This window comes from Achromobacter sp. GbtcB20, from assembly GCF_019091095.1.
Taxonomy (GTDB): Bacteria; Pseudomonadota; Gammaproteobacteria; order Burkholderiales; family Burkholderiaceae_B; genus Achromobacter; species Achromobacter mucicolens.
On record NZ_JAGXJZ010000002.1, the window covers coordinates 244,140 to 261,728 of the forward strand.

At 66.5% G+C, this 17,589-nt stretch carries 17 protein-coding genes; 9 read left to right on the forward strand and 8 right to left on the reverse strand.

The window, feature by feature from the left end; translation table 11 throughout:
* Window positions 1-17: 17 nt before the first annotated feature.
* Window positions 18-1,121, reverse strand: a complete 1,104-nt coding sequence (lptF, locus tag KVT32_RS03900) for an LPS export ABC transporter permease LptF (protein WP_056321967.1) — start codon at window positions 1,119-1,121, stop codon at window positions 18-20.
* A gap of 57 nt (window positions 1,122-1,178) precedes the next feature.
* Here lptF and KVT32_RS03905 point away from each other — a divergent pair, with 57 nt between their 5' ends.
* The 9 genes from KVT32_RS03905 to KVT32_RS03945 all read left to right on the forward strand — a co-directional run bounded on the left by KVT32_RS03905 (window position 1,179) and on the right by KVT32_RS03945 (window position 9,922).
* Window positions 1,179-2,687 (forward strand): leucyl aminopeptidase, encoded by a 1,509-nt coding sequence (locus tag KVT32_RS03905; RefSeq protein ID WP_152383708.1) that lies wholly within the window; start codon window positions 1,179-1,181, stop codon window positions 2,685-2,687.
* 22 nt (window positions 2,688-2,709) lie between these two features.
* On the forward strand, window positions 2,710-3,171 hold the full coding sequence (locus tag KVT32_RS03910) for a DNA polymerase III subunit chi (RefSeq protein WP_056321960.1): 462 nt from the start codon (window positions 2,710-2,712) through the stop codon (window positions 3,169-3,171).
* Window positions 3,172-3,225: 54 nt separating this feature from the next.
* A complete protein-coding gene (locus KVT32_RS03915; protein ID WP_152383707.1) occupies window positions 3,226-3,639 on the forward strand; it encodes a hypothetical protein in 414 nt (137 codons plus the stop codon).
* Window positions 3,640-3,724: 85 nt separating this feature from the next.
* Window positions 3,725-4,435, forward strand: a complete 711-nt coding sequence (locus KVT32_RS03920; RefSeq protein WP_056321955.1) for a Bax inhibitor-1/YccA family protein — start codon at window positions 3,725-3,727, stop codon at window positions 4,433-4,435.
* 99 nt (window positions 4,436-4,534) lie between these two features.
* Entirely contained in the window at window positions 4,535-5,452 is a 918-nt protein-coding gene (locus tag KVT32_RS03925) for an aldo/keto reductase (RefSeq protein WP_152383706.1), read from the forward strand.
* 4 nt (window positions 5,453-5,456) lie between these two features.
* Entirely contained in the window at window positions 5,457-6,746 is a 1,290-nt protein-coding gene (locus tag KVT32_RS03930) for an NTP/NDP exchange transporter (protein ID WP_152383705.1), read from the forward strand.
* 90 nt (window positions 6,747-6,836) lie between these two features.
* A complete protein-coding gene (locus KVT32_RS03935; protein WP_152383704.1) occupies window positions 6,837-7,793 on the forward strand; it encodes a tripartite tricarboxylate transporter substrate binding protein in 957 nt (318 codons plus the stop codon).
* Between the two features lie 44 nt (window positions 7,794-7,837).
* Window positions 7,838-8,818: a succinylglutamate desuccinylase/aspartoacylase family protein gene (locus tag KVT32_RS03940; RefSeq protein ID WP_152383703.1), complete on the forward strand. Its 981-nt coding sequence runs from the start codon at window positions 7,838-7,840 to the stop codon at window positions 8,816-8,818.
* A gap of 3 nt (window positions 8,819-8,821) precedes the next feature.
* The gene (locus KVT32_RS03945) at window positions 8,822-9,922 is read left to right on the forward strand and encodes a pyridoxal-phosphate dependent enzyme (RefSeq protein WP_152383702.1); all 1,101 of its coding nucleotides are present in this window, start codon (window positions 8,822-8,824) and stop codon (window positions 9,920-9,922) included.
* 9 nt (window positions 9,923-9,931) lie between these two features.
* Here the strand turns inward: KVT32_RS03945 and KVT32_RS03950 are convergent, their stop codons facing one another.
* From KVT32_RS03950 to KVT32_RS03980, 7 genes are all read right to left on the reverse strand, one after another.
* Complete coding sequence (locus tag KVT32_RS03950) at window positions 9,932-10,840, reverse strand: LysR family transcriptional regulator (RefSeq protein ID WP_062840562.1); 909 nt, start codon at window positions 10,838-10,840, stop codon at window positions 9,932-9,934.
* Between the two features lie 15 nt (window positions 10,841-10,855).
* On the reverse strand, window positions 10,856-11,443 hold the full coding sequence (gene recO, locus KVT32_RS03955; RefSeq protein WP_056321935.1) for a DNA repair protein RecO: 588 nt from the start codon (window positions 11,441-11,443) through the stop codon (window positions 10,856-10,858).
* Complete coding sequence (gene era, locus KVT32_RS03960) at window positions 11,436-12,326, reverse strand: GTPase Era (protein ID WP_056321933.1); 891 nt, start codon at window positions 12,324-12,326, stop codon at window positions 11,436-11,438. Before era ends, recO begins: the two co-directional genes overlap by 8 nt.
* Window positions 12,323-13,084, reverse strand: a complete 762-nt coding sequence (gene rnc, locus KVT32_RS03965) for a ribonuclease III (protein WP_056321930.1) — start codon at window positions 13,082-13,084, stop codon at window positions 12,323-12,325. Before rnc ends, era begins: the two co-directional genes overlap by 4 nt.
* 2 nt (window positions 13,085-13,086) lie before the next feature.
* Entirely contained in the window at window positions 13,087-13,974 is an 888-nt protein-coding gene (lepB, locus tag KVT32_RS03970) for a signal peptidase I (RefSeq protein WP_056321926.1), read from the reverse strand.
* A gap of 22 nt (window positions 13,975-13,996) precedes the next feature.
* Window positions 13,997-15,790, reverse strand: coding sequence for a translation elongation factor 4 (gene lepA, locus KVT32_RS03975; RefSeq protein ID WP_062840561.1), 1,794 nt, complete (start codon window positions 15,788-15,790; stop codon window positions 13,997-13,999).
* A 291-nt stretch (window positions 15,791-16,081) separates the two neighbouring features.
* A complete protein-coding gene (locus KVT32_RS03980; protein WP_175156285.1) occupies window positions 16,082-17,563 on the reverse strand; it encodes a DegQ family serine endoprotease in 1,482 nt (493 codons plus the stop codon).
* Window positions 17,564-17,589: the final 26 nt, after the last annotated feature.

Here is a 17,589-nt window from a genome sequence, read left to right on the forward strand (position 1 = left end):
TGACGGCGCCTGTCTTGCTAGGTGTTGTTCTTGGGCGCCTTGACGCGCAGGCGGCGCATCAGCAGGAAGACGGTCAACAGCGCGACGGCGCCGTGGATGGCCCATACCCCCAGACCGAAACTGAGCTTGCCGTTGGAGATCCAGGCGCGCGACAGGTTGATCAGGTTCATGTAGAGCAGACCGACCAGACCGGCGATGAGCAGGTCGCCCGAACGCCCCAGCCGCGGATTCACCGCGCCAAGCGGAATGGCCAGCAGCGCAAGATTCAGCGCCGCAAGCGGCAGCGAAATCCGCCACATCACCTGCGACCAGCTGCTGTTGGTGTTGTCCTCGATCAGTTGCGGCGTGCTGCGCGCCTTCGAGGATCGCTCTGCCGCCGCGCGGGCCTCGGCCACCGGGTCGCCGCCCCCCTTGCTTTCCAGGCGCAGACCGTATTTTTCGAAGTGCACAAGGCGCAGCTCGGGCGTGCCAGGCTTCAGGTCGTAGCGATGCCCTTCGCCCAGCACCAGAAAGCGGTCGCCGTTGGGCAGGGTTTCGATATGCGCGCTGCTCGCGGTCAGCACGCTCAGCCATTCGGGACCGATCTCGCGCGCGAACACATTGCCAAGTTCGTCGGTGGGATTGACCGGGTCTTCGGCAAAGAACACGCGGTTGCCGCCCGAGGACTCGGCGAATTGGCCAGCCGTGACCTTGGACAGGTCCGAGCGCTGCTCGAAGCGTTCGTGGTATTCGCCGATCTGGCGGTAGGCCCAGGGCGAGGCCACCAGCGTCAGCCCCGCCACGGCGATCGCGACGGGCACCGCCACGCGCAGCACCGGCTTGAGCCAGTCGGCCAGCGACAGGCCGCTGGCAAACCACACCACCATTTCGGATTCGCGGTAGTTGCGCGTGACCGTGGTCAGCACGGCAATGAAGATCGAGACCGCCAGAATGGTCGGCAGCGCGGTGATGGTAGAGAGCGCGGCAAGCACCACCACCACGTCCGCTCCGATGTTGCCTCCCGCGGCCTCGCCGAGCAGGCGCACGAGAAGCACGCTGAGCCACACGACGAGCAACGTGGAAAAGACAACGCCAGCGTGACTGGTGATCTCGCTGACGACAGAGCGTTTGAATAGAGACATGGGAGAATATGCGGGATAATCGACCGCATCATACACAGACGCACACGGGAAACCCTCATGGAATTTAGCACACAGACCACTGCTTCCCTGCACCAGGTCAAAACCGCCGCCCTCGCCGTCGGCGTGTACGCGGACGGCGTGTTGAGCCCCGCCGCCGACATCATCGACCGCGCTTCCAATGGCGCCGTCCGTGCGGTGGTCAAAAGTGAATTCCGCGGCCGCGCCGGCTCGACCCTGACGCTGCGCACGCTGCCGGGCGTCTCCGCGCAGCGCGTCGTCCTGGTTGGCCTGGGCAAGCAGGATGAATATTCGGCCCGCACTCACGCGTCGGCCGAACAGGCATTTGCCTCGGCCTGCGTCTCGGCCCAACTCACCGAAGGCGTGTCCACGCTGGTCGCCAATCCCATCGCCGGCGTCGACGTCATTACGCGCGCCCGCAGCGCCGCGATCGCGGCCGGCGGCGCGGCCTACTACTACGACGCAAGCTTCGGCAAGCCCGACCGCGACGCGCGCCCCAAGCTCAAGAAGATCGTGCAGGTCGTCGAGCGCGCCGATGCCACGCAAGCCCAGAAAGGCCTGCGCGAAGGCAGCGCCATCGCCAACGGCATGGAGCTGACCCGCACGCTGGGCAACCTGCCGGGCAACGTCTGCACCCCCACTTACCTCGGCGACACCGCCAAACGCCTGGCGCGCGAATTCAAGTCGCTGAAGGTCGAGGTCATGGACCGCAAGCAGGTCGAAGCGCTGGGCATGGGCTCGTTCCTGTCCGTCGCCCGCGGCTCCGAGGAAGCGCTGCGCTTCATCGTCCTGCGCCACGCCGGCGCCAAGACCGCCAAGAAGGGCGCCAAGTCCGCGCAAGGCCCGATCGTGCTGGTCGGCAAGGGCATCACGTTCGACGCCGGCGGCATCTCGCTCAAGCCCGCGGCCACCATGGACGAAATGAAGTACGACATGTGCGGCGCCGCCAGCGTGCTGGGCTCGTTCCGCGCCCTGGCCGAACTGGAACTGCCGCTGGACGTCGTCGGCCTGATTCCCGCTTGCGAGAACCTGCCCAGCGGCAAGGCCAACAAGCCGGGCGACGTCGTCACCAGCATGGCCGGCCTCACCATCGAGATCCTGAACACCGACGCCGAGGGCCGCCTGGTCCTGTGCGACGCCCTCACCTACGCCGAACGCTTCAAGCCGTCTGCCGTGATCGACATCGCCACGCTGACCGGCGCCTGCGTCGTCGCGCTGGGCAACGTCAATACCGGCCTGTTCTCCAAGGACGACGCGCTGGCTGACGCCCTGGCGTCGGCGGGCCGCCGTGCGCTGGACACCGCCTGGCGCATGCCCATGGACGACGCCTACCAGGAACAGCTCAAGTCCAATTTCGCCGACCTGGCCAACATCGGCGGTCCGCCGGCCGGCGCCGTCACCGCGGCCTGCTTCCTGTCCCGCTTTGCCAAGGCTTACCCCTGGGCGCACCTGGACATCGCCGGCACGGCCTGGCGCGGCGGCAAGGACAAGGGCGCGACCGGCCGTCCGGTGCCGCTCCTGATGCAATACCTGCTGGACCAGGTTTGAAGCGACTGACGCCAAAAGCCCCATGACGCGCATCGATTTCGCATTCGGCGCGCCCGACCGCCTGCGCATGGCCTGCCAGGTCGTGCGCAAGCGCGTCCTGGCAGGCCAGCGGCTGGTGGTGTACTGTAAAGACGGTTCGCGCCTGGCGGCGTTCGACCGGATGCTGTGGGCGTTCGACGACACGGCGTTCGTGCCGCACGTGTTGGCAAACGATCCCCTGGCCCCTGAAACGCCGGTGGTGCTTACCGCAGGAGAGCCGCTGCAGGCCTTGCAGGCGGCAGGGCAGCCCGATCAGCCGCAGCCCTGGCTGCTGAATCTGGACGACGATTGCCCGCCCGGCTTCGACGCTTTCGAACGCCTCCTTGAAATCGTCTCGGACGATCCGGACGACAAGCAGGCGGCAAGGCAGCGCTGGCGCACCTACCAGACGGCCGGTCATGTACCGCAAAGCCACGACCTGAGCCGCAAGGCCCAAGGCGGCTGAACCGTCCCCCACGCGCGCCCGCGCGCCGCGTCCACCAGAATCTCGGGAGTTTCCATGCCCGCTCGCACACCCGACCCCGGCATCCCCACCCTGACTCATCGCGCCGAGCCCTCGTTCCACGACCCGGCGGACGACGACGCCGATGCGCCGCTCTTGACCGAACTGGCCGACGAGGCCGGCCCGGTTTACGAGCACGACCCGTTTCCCGTGCTGACGGATGTGGCCGACGACGACGGGCCTGCTGCGCCAGCCGCCAGCCCGGCGCCGACCGCGTGCCAGCCGCCGCCCGCCGCCCCCGCACTACGCGCCCTGCCGGACGCCACCGTGCTCGCCGCCCGCTTGCAGGCCGAGGTGGAACAGGTCATGCGACAGGCGCTTGCCGACGCCGTGGCGCAATTACAGGCACGCATGGATGCGGAATTGCCTGCTATCGTTTCCCGTGTGCTCAATGAGGTCAGGCAAGGCTGACTGGATTCTTCAGGGAACTGTAAGGTATCCTTCGCATCTAAGCCTTCTAGGCAATCACCATACTTGCCGTATACAGGAGTTCTCCATGAACGAATATCGTCCGTCCCCTTTTAACCGTTCCGGCGCGGTCGCCGGCGCGCCGGGCGAGGTCGCTCGCAACCAGGTCCTGCGCAATACGTACTGGCTCCTTGCCCTGTCGCTGATCCCGACGGTCCTGGGCGCGGCCGTCGGCCTCTACACCGGCATCAACCGCGTCATGGGCGCCAGCCCCGGCCTGTCGGCCATCGTCTTCCTGGTCGGCGCCTTCGGCCTGATGTTCGCCATCGAGAAGAACAAGAACAGCTCGCTGGGCGTGGTCCTGCTTCTGGCGTTCACGTTCTTCATGGGCGTCATGCTTTCGCGCCTGCTTGGCTTCGTGATGGGCATGAGCAACGGTTCGCAGCTCGTCATGACGGCGTTCGGCGGCACCGCGATCGTGTTCGGCACCATGGCCACCCTGGCCACGACCATCAAGCGCGATCTGTCGGGACTGCAGAAATTCCTGTTCATCGGCGCGGTCGTGATCCTGGTGGCGGCACTGGCCAACATCTTCCTGCAACTGCCGGCCCTGATGCTGACCATCTCGGTGCTCGCCATCGTGATCTTCTCGGCGTTCATGCTGGTGGACCTGCAGCGCGTGGTCAACGGCGGCGAGACCAACTACGTCTCGGCCACCCTGGCCATCTACCTGGACGTCTACAACGTCTTCTCGAACCTGCTGATGCTGCTGGGCATCTTCGGCGGCAACCGCGAGTAACGCGCCGTCGTCAGACCAGCACCGAAAGGGCCTGCATGCACATGTAGGCCCTTTTTCATTGGGCCGCCCCCTTTCCTCTTGAATAGCCGGAGCCTTGCCATGCCTGACCGCCGCCGCTTCCTGCAGACCACCGCCAGCGCAGCCCTAATGGGGGCCGCGTGGCCGGCATGGGCAGCCACGCCGGGGCAGGCCATGCTAAAGCGCCCGATTCCGTCGTCGGGCGAGACCCTGCCCGTGGTGGGACTGGGCACCGCGGACACGTTCAACGTGTCGCCCGGCGACGCCGCGGCCATGGCGCCGCTGGCCCAGGTGCTTGAAACGCTCATGAAGGCGGGCGGCAACCTGATCGACACGGCGCCCAGCTATGGCCAGGCCGAAGCCGTCACCGGCGCCCTCCTGGCCCGCGAAGGCGGCCTGCGCAAGCGCGTGTTCCTGGCGACCAAAATCAGCACGCGCGGCCACGAATCCGCGATGCGCCAGGTGCGGGAGTCGCAACAGGCGCTGCGCAGCGACAAGCTGGACCTGATCCAGGTCCATAACCTGATCGACACCCGCAACCAGCTCGCCTTGCTGCGCGATCTGACACAGCAGGGCGTGACGCGCTATATCGGCATCACGCATTACACGGACCATGCGCACGACGACCTGACCGAGCTGGTCGAAAAGGAAAAGCCCGATTTCCTGCAGGTGAACCTGTCGATCGCCTCGCGCAGCGCCGAAAAACGCCTGCTGCCCGCGTGCCAGGCCAACGGCGTCGCGGTATTGATCAACCGGCCGTTCGAAGACGGCGCGCTGTTCCGCCAGGTCAAGGGCGTGGCGCTGCCCAAGCTGGCCGCCGAGATCGATTGCACCTCCTGGGCGCAGATCTTCCTGAAGTTCATCATTGGCCATCCCGCCGTCACGGCCGTCATCCCCGCCACGTCCAAGCCCGCCAACATGGCGGACAACGCGCGCGCCGGCTTTGGCCGCCAGCCCGACGCCGCCCTGCGCGACCGCATCGCCGCACTGCTCGCCTGACGCGATGGCGGCCGCCCCTCTGTCCTGGCGTGCCCGTGCCGCACGGGCGCTGGGCATCCAGGAAACCGAGCTCGCGCCTGCCGCGTGCGGCTTCGCGTTCTTCTTTTTCCTTTTCTGCGGTTATTTCATGCTGCGCCCCATCCGGGAAACGATGGGGATCCAGGCGGGCGTGAACCAGTTGCAATGGCTGTTCACCGCCACCTTCCTTGCCACGCTGGCCGTCGTGCCGCTGTTTGGCTGGATATCCAACCGCGTGCCGCGTGCCACGCTGGTGACCTGGGTCTACGCCATCTTCGCGCTGACGATGGTGGGCTTTGCCGCCCGGCTCCACCTGCAACCCGGCAGCGTCTGGGCCGCGCGCGCGTTCTACGTCTGGCTATCGGTGTTCAACCTGTTCGTCGTCTCCATCGCCTGGAGCCTCATGGCCGACGTGTTCCGCATGGAATCGGCCAAGCGGCTGTTCGCGCTGATCGCCGCGGGCGCCAGCGCGGGCGGTCTTTGCGGCCCGCTGCTTGGCGCCCTGCTGGCGGGCGTGCTGGGCCCGGCGGGCTTGCTGGTGCTGTCGGCCCTGCTGCTGACCGCCACGCTGCCGCTCAAGCAATGGCTGCTGGCCTGGCGCGCCGCATCCCGGCCCGACGTCGGCCTTGCAGACATGCAGCGTCCCATCGAAGGCGGCATCCTGGCCGGGCTGTCGCGCATCTTCCAGTCCCGTTACCTCTTGGGCATTTCCCTGCTGGTCGTGCTGCTGGCCACCTTGAACACCTTTCTCTACATGGAACAGGCGCGGCTGGTCGCCGACGCGTTCCCCGACACCGCTCAGCGCATCCGGGTCTTCAGCGCGCTGGATTTCACCGTGCAGACGCTCGCACTGCTGTCGCAGATCTTCATCACCGGGCGCGTGGCCGCCCGCCTGGGATTGCGGTTCCTGCTGACTGCCGTCCCGCTGGCGGTGGCGGTCGCCTTTCTGGCGCTGGCCGCCTTGCCCGTGTTCGCCGTGCTGGCAGCCGCCATGATCCTGCGCCGCGCCGGCGAGTATGCGCTGATCCGGCCAGGGCGCGAGATGCTGTTCACGGCAGTCACGCCCGAGGACAAGTACAAGACGAAGAACGTCATCGACACCGTGGTCTATCGCGGCGGCGACGCTGCCAGCGGCTGGGTGAAGGCCGGCATCGACACGCTGGGTTACGGCGCGGCACTGATCGCCCTGTTGGGCGCGGTCGTGGCGCTGTGCGCGGCTGCGGTGGGCCATGGATTGGGCAAACAGGCCGATCGGCGAAACGGCGACAGTAATTAGATTTAGGCAAACAACCATGTGATTCAACCAAACGGCAGCTGCGTCGTGCAGTCGCACAATGGCGCAGCCCTCAACGCCTCGGGAATCGTCATGAAACGCTCTGCCTGCCTTGCCGCCCTGTTGCTTTGCCTCGCCGCGCCTCACGCGCACGCCGACTACCCCGAACGCGCCATCACGCTGATCGTGCCAGCTGCCGCGGGCGGCAATGCCGACATCACGGCCCGTCTCATCGGCCAGGAAATGAGCCGCCTGCTTGGCCAGCCGGTCGTCGTTGAAAACCGCGTGGGCGCCGGCGGCCGCATCGGCACGCAAGCCGTGGTCCGGGCCCCCGCGGACGGCTACACCATCGGCTATGCCCACGTCGGCACGCTGGTGCTGCACCGTTATCTCTTCAAGCAGCAGATGTACGACCTGGACCGTGACCTGAAACCCATCGGCCTGGTTGCCGAGACGCCCAACGTGATCGTCGTGAACGCCGCCTCGCCGTATCGGGACCTGAAAGGCTTCATCGAGGCCAGCCGCGCGCAGCCAGACCGCCTGACCATGACCTCGGCGGACCCGGGCACGACCAGCGAAGTGGGCGTCAAGCTCTTCATTGCCCAGACCGGCGCCGCCGTGCGCCAGATTCCGTACAAGGCCACCGCCGCGCAGCTCTCGGACCTGCTTGGCGGCCATGTGGATTCCATGATGGAAAACCTGCCGCCGTTGATCGGCAATCTGAAGGACGGGCGCCTGCGCGCGCTGGCCGTCACAACCCGCAAGCGCGCCGCGTCCAATCCCGACGTGCCAACGGTGGCCGAACAGGGCTATCCGGATTACGAGCAGTCCGCGTGGAGCGCGCTGGTGGCCCCGGCAGGCACGCCGCCCGCCGCGATCTCGCGGCTGAACGCCGCGCTGAATCAGGCGCTGCGCTCCGACGCCGTGAGCCGGGAGTTGCGCAGCCGCTCTCAGGAGCCCCTGGGCGGCACGCCGCAGGATGTTCAGGCCCAGATCAAAAAGGAGCTGCCCAAGTGGGAAAGCATCATCAAGGCCGCCACGCTGGACTGACCCGCGCCCCCCGCGCGTCCGACACCTTTCCCCGGAGCCCCCGCATGGCCAGCGTAACTCGCGAGGATTTTTCCGTGGCCGCCGCCACCAACGCGTCGGCATACCGTCGCATCACGATCCCCGTCCTGCGGATCGAGGCAGGCCCGGGACCCGCCGTCGCGCTGATCGCCGGCGTGCACGGCGACGAATGGGAAGGCCAGGCCGCCATCCTGGATTTGTGGCATCAGTTGCCGGACATCCTGCAGCGCGGCACCGTCTATCTGCTGCCCGCGGTCAACGCGGAAGCATCGCTTGCCGGCACCCGGCTGTCCCCGTCTGACGGCGGCAACCTGAACCGCGCCTTCCTCGGCGAACCAGCGCGCGGCTATACCGAAAGCGTGGCAGCCGCCCTGGAAGCGCGGCTGCTGCCCCGCGTACAGGCCCTGGTGGACGTGCACAGCGGCGGCGCGTCGCTGCGCTACCTGCCGTCGTCGGTCATCACCCGCTACGGCAACGATCCCTACGACGAACGCCTGCCCGCGCTCGCGCGCGCGTTCGGGCTGCCCGACTGCGTGTTCTTTCGCGGCGGCGAAGCCGGTTCCATGCCCGCCGCAGCCAGCCGGCACGGCGTGCTGCGCCTGTCTGCCGAGATCGGCGGCGGCCGAGAGACCAGCCAGTTACTGGCGGACCGTTGCCGGGACGGATTGCTGGGCTGCCTGGCCGAATTGGGGCTCCTGCATGGCCGGGCGCCCGCCTCCGCCGCGCAAGTCCGCCTCTACGACCTCGACACGCCCGCCGCGACGCTGCGGTCACGTGAATCCGGCGTCTTCGTCCCCGCCGTGGAACTGGGACAATCCGTGGACGCGCACCAGCGCATCGGCCGCCTGATCGAACCGGCACGGCCCGACGCCCCGCCGCGCGCCCTGCTCAGCCCGCAGGCCGGCACGGTGGTGTGCCTTCGACCCATCGCGCGCAGCGACGACGGCGATTGCCTGCTGCAGGTCGCCCCCGCCCTCCCCTTGGACGCTCTTGCAACAAGATACTGACTCATGCAGATGAACCCCAGATTGACCGGCCTGCGCTGCATCCGCTGCGCAACCCTTTGGCCCGCAGGCGACTACCCCGAAGGCTGTCCCGCTTGCCTGGCGGCCGGCCACCCCGCCACGCTGGAGTGCCAGTATGACGCGCACGCGGTGGACGAGGTCATGCCCCTGCCCGTGCTGTCGCCCGTGACGTTGGGCGAAGGCGGCACGCCTTGCCTTGCCGCGCCCGACCTGGCGCGTGAAGAAGGCGTGGGCGCGTTGTGGCTCAAGTGCGAAAGCGCCAATCCCACAGGCAGCCACAAGGACCGCATGTCGGCGCAGCTGGTCTCGCGCGCGCGGCTGGCTGGCGCCACCCGCGTGGCGGCGGCTTCCAGCGGCAACGCGGGCGTGTCGCTGGCCGCCTACTGCGCCGCGGCAGGCCTGGAGGCCGACATCGCCATCACCCGCAACTGCCCGCCACTGCAACGCGAAGCCATGGAGCGCTTCGGCGCCCGGCTGCGGGCGTTCGAAGACAGCCTGGGCCGGTGGCCCTACGTGGCCGACCTGTGCCGCAACCACGGCGCGTTCGCGGGCACGAACTACCTGAATCCGCCGGTGGGCACGCACCCCTATGGCGTTGAAGGCTACAAGCCCATCGCCCAGGAGATCCTGGACGACTGCGGCGTGCCCACGGACATCATCGTGCCGACGGCGCGCGGCGACCTGCTGTGGGGCATCTACCTGGGCTGGCAGCACCTCTTGGCGGCTGGCCGCATTACGCGCCTGCCGCGGCTACACGCCGTGGAACCCTACGCCCGTCTGTCACGCGCACTCACGACCGGCGATGCCCGGGGCCAGTGGGAAAGCGCGACACAGCAATACTCCATTGCGGGCGGCACGTGCACGCTGCAGGCCCTGGAGGCGCTGTCGCGCTCGGGCGGCATGCCGGTGGAGACATCCGATGCGCAAGCCGGCGACGCGCGCCTGCGCCTTGAACGCATGGGCCTGGGTGCGGAATTATCGTCGGCCGCCGCCCTGGCGGCCGTGGCGCGGCTCAGGCGCGCCGGCAAGCTCGACGCGGAGTCGGCGGTGGTGTTGATGCTGACCTCGGACGGGCGCCGGGGCTGACCGCCACCGCTACACGCCGAATCGATCGATCAGCGGGGCCAGGGCGGCGCGCAGGCACGTCGCCCAGAACTTGCCGGCTTCGGACAAGGGGCGGCTGCCATGCACGATCATGTGGCATTCGAAATGCACGGGGGCTTGAAGCGGCCGGAAGCTGAGTCCCGCAGCCTCCATGCCTAGCGCCGTTGCCGGATTGGCGATGCCCACGCCATGCCCCGCCAGCGCAAGCTGACAGACCGTGCTGGAATACGGCGTCTCGATCGCGACGCGCAAGCTTTGGCCGGCCTGGCGCAACAGCGCATCCAGCCGCTTGCGCGAGCCGTCCTCGGCGTTCAGCGCAATCACATCGACTTCGGCCAACTGCGAAAAATTCACCGACTCCAGCCGCGCCAGCGCGTGTCCGGCCGGAAACACCGCCACCGCCCGCAAGCTTGCCAGACGATGCCCGCGCAGCCCTTCCAGTTCGGACTCGTCGGCCACTGCCGCCAGATCCAGCTCACCGGACACCACCATGTCGCGCAAGGTGTTGGAATCGCGTATCTGCAAGTAAAGCGGCGTATCGGGGTAGCGCACGCGAAAGCGCGAGATGGCATCGGTGACGATGGCGCCGCTGTAGGCGTGGATGCAGCCGATCCGCAGCCGCGGCTGCGCGGCGCCGCGGATCGCCCGGATCTTGCGTCCCAGGCTTTCCAGTCCGACATTCAGGCGGCGGATCTCTTCGTACAGGAGGGTAGCCTCGGGCGTGCGTTGCATCCGCTGGCGCACGCGCTCGAAAAGGCGCAGCTCGATGCTGGCTTCCAGCGCGGCCAGCGTCGCGCTGACGGTTGCGGGCGACACGTCCAGACGCCGCGCGGCAGCGGTAACGCTTTCGGTTTCGTAGACCGTGCGGAAGGTTTCGACCTGCTTGAGCGTGAACGTCATGAGGCCGGGCCGCAATCAGATGCGCTGCAGGTCCAGCAGCACGCGCCGCGTGGAAAGCGGACGGCCCGCCAGAATTTCGGCCAGGCGCGCGCGCAGATCGCTGCGCAGCGCGGGCTCGATCACCGGATCATCGAAATCGGGCGGCGCTTCGTCCACGCCGTAGCCCGTCTCGCGCAGCAGGGTCCACTCAAAGCGGCGCAGCGCACCGGCCGCGCGGGTGCCAGCGGACAATTGCTGCAGCGCCATGTCATACGCATCGAACAGCAGCGGGTGGGCGTCCTCGCGGGGCAGAAGGCGCAGCAGCAGTTCGTTCATGTACCACGCCGACATCAGCGCGGCGCCGGCCAGCGGCCGGATGCCGGCGATCTCGGCGCGGGTCAGCGTCTTGACCTCGCCGTTGCCGGTCCATGACAGCAGCAGCGGCTGAAAGGCTGACAGGACGGGGCGCAAAACGGAATAAGGGCGCTTGGCGCCCTTCGCGACCATGGCCACGCAGCCGTGATCGCGAGAGAAGGTCTGAACAATCAGAGAGGTTTCGCGCCACGCCGTGGCGTGGAGCATGAACCCCGGGCGATCCTGGACGCGTGGCGCCCGTCTACTCATAACCCAGATCGCGCAGCGCACCCTCGCGGTCAGACCAGCCCTTGCGCACCTTGATGTAGACCTCCAGATGCACGGGCTTGTCCAGCAGCTTGGCGATGTCCTGCCGCGCCTCCGTGGCGATCCGCTTCATGTGCATGCCGCCGGTGCCCAGCAGGATCGGCTTGTGGCTGTCGCGTTCAACGACGACACAGGCATTGATGGTGGCGCCCTTGGCGGTCTCTTCCCATTGCTCGATGACGACCGTGCAGCCATACGGCAGTTCGTCGCCCACCAGGCGGAAGATCTTCTCGCGCACGAGTTCGGCCGCGATGAAGCGCATGGGACGATCGGTGAGCGTATCTTCCTCGAACATCGGCTCGCCTTCCGGCAGGCGCGACGCGATTTCGTCGAGCAGTTGATCCAGTTGCTGGTTCTTGGTGGCGCTGACAGGCACCACCGCGCCGAACGGATGCTGCGCCATGATCTTGGAGACGAACGCGAACAGGTCGTCGCGGTTCTTCAGGGCGTCGATCTTGGACACCACGAGAATCGTGCGCTCGGGATTGGGCAGGAGCGGCAGCAGCTTGGCGTCGCCCTCCGACCACTTGCCGGCTTCCACCACATGCACCACCACGTCGACGTCGGCCAGCGCCTGCGTCACGACGCGGTTCATCATGCGGTTCATGGCCCCGCCGTGGCGCGTCTGGAAACCCGGGGTATCGACGAACACGAACTGTTCGTGCTCGCGCGTGAGCACACCGTGGATGCGGTGGCGGGTGGTCTGCGCCTTGCGCGAGACGATGGAGATCTTGGAACCGATCAGGGCGTTCGTCAGCGTGGATTTGCCCACATTGGGGCGGCCAACGATGGCAACGAAGCCAGTACGAAAAGGGGTATCGCTCATTTAGTCTCTTGAGCCACTGCCACGGGCAGCGACAATTGCGCGGTTTTGCGCGCCTTGCCCGATTTGCGGGCAGCCTTGGCGGCCGGGCTGACGGCCAGCGCGGCCTCGAGCGCCAGCTTGGCCGCGGATTGCTCGGCGGCGCGACGGCTGGCGCCAGGCGCCATCACCTTGATATCGAGCGCCGGAATGGCGCATTCGACTTCGAACTGCTGGCTGTGGGCCGCGCCGTGCGTGGCCACCACCGTATACAGCGGCAGGGCCATCTTGCGGCCCTGCAGAAATTCCTGGAGCAAGGTCTTGGCATCCTTGCCAAGCGTCTTGGGGTCCACCGACGCCAGCACCGGCTGGTATTGGCGCACGATCACGCGTCGCGCCGCGTCAAAGCCCGCGTCCAGGAAGACGGCGCCGAAGATGGCCTCGACCGTGTCGGCCAGGATGGAAGGCCGGCGGAATCCGCCGCTCTTGAGCTCGCCCTCGCCCAGGCGCAGGTACTGGGACAGCTCCAGCCGCTGGGCGATGTCGGCCAGCGATGCCTGTTTGACCAGGTTGGCGCGCAGGCGCGACAGATCGCCCTCGTCGATCTTCGAGTAGCGTTCGAACAGCATCGCCGCCACGACGAAGTTCAGCACGGAATCCCCAAGGAATTCCAATCGCTCGTTATGGCGCGCCCCGTGGCTGCGGTGCGTCAGCGCCTGTTCAAGCAAGGCTGGATCACCGAAGTGGTGATCCAGGCGGTTTTCTAGCGTGGCTAGCGACATAATCAGTTGAATCGGCCGATGCGGCTCAGATCGCTGAAGTTCATCCAGATGAAGAAAGCGCGGCCGACGATGTTGGCTTCCGGGACAAACCCCCAATACCGGCTGTCCGCGCTGTTGTCCCGATTATCGCCCATGGCGAAATAATTCCCTTCGGGTACTTTGCAGCGTACCCCATTGTGGCTGTATTGGCAGTTTTCGCGGTAGGGAAAACGCCACTCCTGCGGGGTATAGCGCTGCGGAACGTTCTCATCTAGCAGAATCTTGTGCTCAACGTCGCCCAACTTCTCTTTATATTGCGCGATATAAGACACACGATCCGGCTCGAAATAGTCGCCATCGCGCACATGCGGCACCAGTTCGCCATTGACATACAGCTTCTTGTCGATGTATGCGACCTCGTCGCCCGGCAAGCCCACCACGCGCTTGATGTAATCGACGTCCGGATCCACCGGATACCGGAACACGAACACGTCGCCGCGCTGCGGCGAGCCGATGGGGATGACCTTCTTGTCGATCACCGGCAGGCGAAGGCCATAGCTGAATTTGTTCACCAGAATCAGATCGCCCGATTGCAGCGTGGGCAGCATCGATCCGGACGGAATGCGAAACGGCTCGACGACAAACGAGCGCAGCATGAACACGAACAGAATGACGGGGAAAAAGCTGACCGCGTACTCGACCCACCAGGGCACGCGCCGGGCAGCGTCGCCAGCTTCGCGCCGCAGACGCTCGGCCTCTTGCGCGTCGCCCACCAACGCCGTGTCGTACTGCGCCATCGCGGCCTGCGCCCGGCGCTCTCGCCCCTTGCGCAGCACGGCCAGATCGAGCGCCCAGATGACGCCGGTAACCACCAGCAGAATAAAAAGGATCAGGGCAAAGTTCCAACTCATCAGCTAATCGCCTTCTGGGGTTCTATTTGTCTTCCACTTGCAGGATGGCAAGGAACGCCTCCTGCGGAATTTCCACGCTGCCCACCTGCTTCATGCGCTTCTTGCCCGCCTTCTGCTTTTCAAGCAGCTTCTTCTTGCGCGAGATATCGCCGCCGTAGCACTTGGCCAGCACATTCTTGCGCAGCGCCTTCACGTTCTCGCGCGCAATGATTTCCGCGCCGATGGCCGCCTGGATGACCACGTCGAACATCTGGCGCGGGATCAGGCCGCGCATGCGCGTCACCACATCGCGCGCGCGGTGGCGCGCATTGCTGCGGTGGACGATGACGGCCAGCGCATCGACGCGGTCGTTGTTGATCAGCAGGTCGACACGCACCACGTCCGCGGAGCGGTACTCCAGGAATTCGTAGTCCATCGACGCATAACCGCGCGACACCGACTTCAGCTTGTCGAAGAAGTCGAGCACGATTTCGGCCAGCGGGATCTCATAGACCAGATGGACCTGGCGGCCGTGGTAGCTCATGTTGACCTGCACGCCGCGCTTGTTGTTGCACAGCGTCATGACGGGGCCCACATAGTCCTGCGGCATGAACAGCGTGACCTTCACGATGGGTTCGCGAATGTCCTGGATCTTGCCGATCTCGGGCATGCGCGAGGGGCTTTCCACGGTGATCACGGACCCGTCGCGCTGCTCGACCTCGTACACCACCGACGGCGCGGTGGTGATGATGTCCATGTCGAATTCGCGCTCCAGGCGCTCCTGCACGATTTCCATGTGCAAGAGGCCCAGGAAGCCGCAGCGGAACCCGAAGCCCAGCGCTTGCGACACCTCGGGCTCGAACATCAGCGCGGCGTCGTTGAGCTTGAGCTTTTCGAGCGAATCGCGCAGCTGGTCGTATTCGGAGCTCTCCACCGGATACAGGCCGGCGAACACCTGCGGCTTGACTTCCTTGAAGCCCGGCAGCGGGTTGGCGGCCGGCTTGTTGGCCAGCGTCACCGTATCGCCGACCTTGGCGTCTTCCAGTTGCTTGATGCCGGCGATGATGAAGCCCACCTCGCCCGCCGACAGATGCGGACGCTGCTGCGACTTGGGCGTGAACACGCCCGTCTGCTCGCACAGGTGGGTGGCGCCGGACGCCATCAGCAGGATCTTGTCCTTGGGCTTGAGCACGCCGTTGATGATGCGCACCAGCATGACCACGCCGACGTAGTTGTCGAACCACGAATCGATGATCAGCGCCTGCAGCGGCGCGTCGGGATCGCCTTTGGGCGCGGGAACGCGGGCAACGATGGTTTCCAGGATCTCGTCGATGCCCATGCCGGTCTTGGCGCTGGCCAGCACCGCGTCCGAGGCGTCAATGCCGATCACGTCCTCGACTTCCTGGCGCGCGCCTTCGGGATCGGCCTGCGGCAGGTCCATCTTGTTCAGAACCGGCACGACTTCCACGCCCAACTCGATCGCGGTGTAGCAGTTGGCCACGGTCTGCGCTTCCACGCCCTGCGACGCGTCCACCACCAGCAGCGCGCCTTCGCAGGCGGACAGGGAACGGCTGACTTCGTACGAGAAGTCCACGTGCCCCGGGGTGTCGATCAGGTTCAGGTTGTAGATCTTGCCGTCCTGCGCCTTGTAATGCAGGGCAGCCGTCTGGGCCTTGATGGTGATGCCGCGCTCGCGCTCGATTTCCATGGAATCGAGAACCTGCGCCGACATCTCGCGATCCGCCAGTCCGCCGCAGCGCTGGATCAGGCGATCAGCCAGGGTCGACTTGCCATGATCGATGTGGGCAATGATGGAAAAGTTGCGGATATGCTGCATGCTTGAATTTATAAGGGACGGAACAGACGGCATATTGCCGGGAGACACCGCCGCCGGAGTGTGCACGGCCGAGGTGTGAGGCGCTGACGGGCTGGGCCCGGACAAAACTGAGGGGGCGCCTGGCGCCCCCTCTTGCGGCAACCAGCCATTTTAGCCGGTCTTGAGCCATTTTATTTGTCACGGCTGCGCCCCGGGACAAAAAGCGCCCTGAGATGCCAGCGCCCGCCGGTGTCCGGCCGAGCCGCCGGCCGGACCTGGCGCCCGAGGGCACCGGCCGGCAGGGCCGTCACATCACTTGCCAGCAGGTACCGCCACCCACTGCGTCTGGTCGCCGCGGCGCACCAGCAGACCCGTCGCGCGGCTCTTGTCCAGCTTGGCGACCAGCTCGCCGAACTGCTTGGCGCCGGTCACGTCGGTGTCGTTCAGGGCCAACACGATGTCGCCTTCCTGCAGGCCCGCCTTCCCGGCCGCGCCATCGGCAACCTTCACCTGGACGCCGCCCTTGATGCGCAGCTTCTTCTGGACATCGGCCGGCACGTCGATGACGCTAAGGCCCAGCGCGTTCGTCACTTCGGGCTCGGGCGCGGGCTTCTTGCCGGCGCCTGCCGCCTTCTCGGCCGGGATCTCACCGACCTTGACCGACAGCGTCATGCTCTTGCCCTTGCGCCAGATTTCCATGTCGGCGCGCGTGCCCGGCTTGGTCTCACCGACGATGCGCGGCAGATCGGACCAACGCTTGATGGGTTCCTTGTTGAACTTCAGGATCACGTCGCCCGGCTGCACGCCCGCCTGTTCGGCAGGACCCTCGGCTTCGACGCTGCTGACCAGCGCGCCTTCCGCCTTGGGCAGGCCGATGGCCTCGGCCACATCCTTGCCGACTTCGCCGATCTGCACGCCAACGCGGCCGCGCGTGACCTTGCCCGTCGTGCGAAGTTGCTCCACGACGCGCATGGCTTCGTCGATCGGAATGGCCAGCGAAATGCCCATGAAGCCGCCGCTGCGCGAGATGATCTGGGAGTTGATGCCCACGACCTCGCCGTCCAGGTTGATGAGCGGCCCGCCCGAATTGCCGGGATTGACCGCAACGTCGGTCTGGATGAACGGCAGGTATTCGCCGGTATCGCGGCCGATGGCGCTGACGATGCCGGAGGTCACGGTGGAGTCCAGGCCGAACGGCGAGCCGATGGCCAGCACCCACTGACCCTTCTTCAGCGTCTTCGGGTTGCCGATGACCAGCGGCGTCATGTCCTTGGCTTCGATCTTGATGAGCGCCACGTCCGTGCGCTCGTCCGTACCGATGACCTTGGCCTTGAACTCGCGTCCGTCGGTCAGCGTGACATAGATGTCCGTCGCGTCGACCACGACGTGGTTGTTGGTCAGGATATAGCCGTCGGCTGAGATGAAGAAGCCCGACCCCACGCCGCGCGGCACGGTGCGCTCTTCAGGCGGCGTCGGCTGCGGACGCTGGCGCGGATTGGGCGATTGGCCGGGCGGCTGGAATTCGGGGCCGAAGAACCAGCGGAACAGTTCGTAGGGATCGCTGCCGCCGGGACCATTGCCCCCGCGCACGGGCACGGTGGCCGTGGTGCGGATGTTGACGACGGCCGGATCGGCCTTTTCAACGATAGCCGTGAAATCGGGCAAACCGACCGCGGCGGGCGCCGTCGTCTGCGCCACCGTCACGGGCACATAGGCGGTGGACAGCAACGTCCCCGCCGCGACAGCCGCCAGAAAGCGCCGGAAAAAAGCGTTCGAGACCGTCATTGCTTTCATATGTCACTCCGAAATTGCTGCTTGCG

Excerpts from the sequence above, each read along its gene's own strand:
- lptF (WP_056321967.1), bottom strand. The coding sequence starts at position 1,121 with ATGTCTCTATTCAAACGCTCTGTCGTCAGCGAGATCACCAGTCACGCT.
- KVT32_RS03905 (WP_152383708.1), top strand. The coding sequence starts at position 1,179 with ATGGAATTTAGCACACAGACCACTGCTTCCCTGCACCAGGTCAAAACC.
- KVT32_RS03910 (WP_056321960.1), top strand. The coding sequence starts at position 2,710 with ATGACGCGCATCGATTTCGCATTCGGCGCGCCCGACCGCCTGCGCATG.
- KVT32_RS03915 (WP_152383707.1), top strand. The coding sequence starts at position 3,226 with ATGCCCGCTCGCACACCCGACCCCGGCATCCCCACCCTGACTCATCGC.
- KVT32_RS03920 (WP_056321955.1), top strand. The coding sequence starts at position 3,725 with ATGAACGAATATCGTCCGTCCCCTTTTAACCGTTCCGGCGCGGTCGCC.
- KVT32_RS03925 (WP_152383706.1), top strand. The coding sequence starts at position 4,535 with ATGCCTGACCGCCGCCGCTTCCTGCAGACCACCGCCAGCGCAGCCCTA.
- KVT32_RS03930 (WP_152383705.1), top strand. The coding sequence starts at position 5,457 with ATGGCGGCCGCCCCTCTGTCCTGGCGTGCCCGTGCCGCACGGGCGCTG.
- KVT32_RS03935 (WP_152383704.1), top strand. The coding sequence starts at position 6,837 with ATGAAACGCTCTGCCTGCCTTGCCGCCCTGTTGCTTTGCCTCGCCGCG.
- KVT32_RS03940 (WP_152383703.1), top strand. The coding sequence starts at position 7,838 with ATGGCCAGCGTAACTCGCGAGGATTTTTCCGTGGCCGCCGCCACCAAC.
- KVT32_RS03945 (WP_152383702.1), top strand. The coding sequence starts at position 8,822 with ATGCAGATGAACCCCAGATTGACCGGCCTGCGCTGCATCCGCTGCGCA.
- KVT32_RS03950 (WP_062840562.1), bottom strand. The coding sequence starts at position 10,840 with ATGACGTTCACGCTCAAGCAGGTCGAAACCTTCCGCACGGTCTACGAA.
- recO (WP_056321935.1), bottom strand. The coding sequence starts at position 11,443 with ATGAGTAGACGGGCGCCACGCGTCCAGGATCGCCCGGGGTTCATGCTC.
- era (WP_056321933.1), bottom strand. The coding sequence starts at position 12,326 with ATGAGCGATACCCCTTTTCGTACTGGCTTCGTTGCCATCGTTGGCCGC.
- rnc (WP_056321930.1), bottom strand. The coding sequence starts at position 13,084 with ATGTCGCTAGCCACGCTAGAAAACCGCCTGGATCACCACTTCGGTGAT.
- lepB (WP_056321926.1), bottom strand. The coding sequence starts at position 13,974 with ATGAGTTGGAACTTTGCCCTGATCCTTTTTATTCTGCTGGTGGTTACC.
- lepA (WP_062840561.1), bottom strand. The coding sequence starts at position 15,790 with ATGCAGCATATCCGCAACTTTTCCATCATTGCCCACATCGATCATGGC.
- KVT32_RS03980 (WP_175156285.1), bottom strand. The coding sequence starts at position 17,563 with ATGAAAGCAATGACGGTCTCGAACGCTTTTTTCCGGCGCTTTCTGGCG.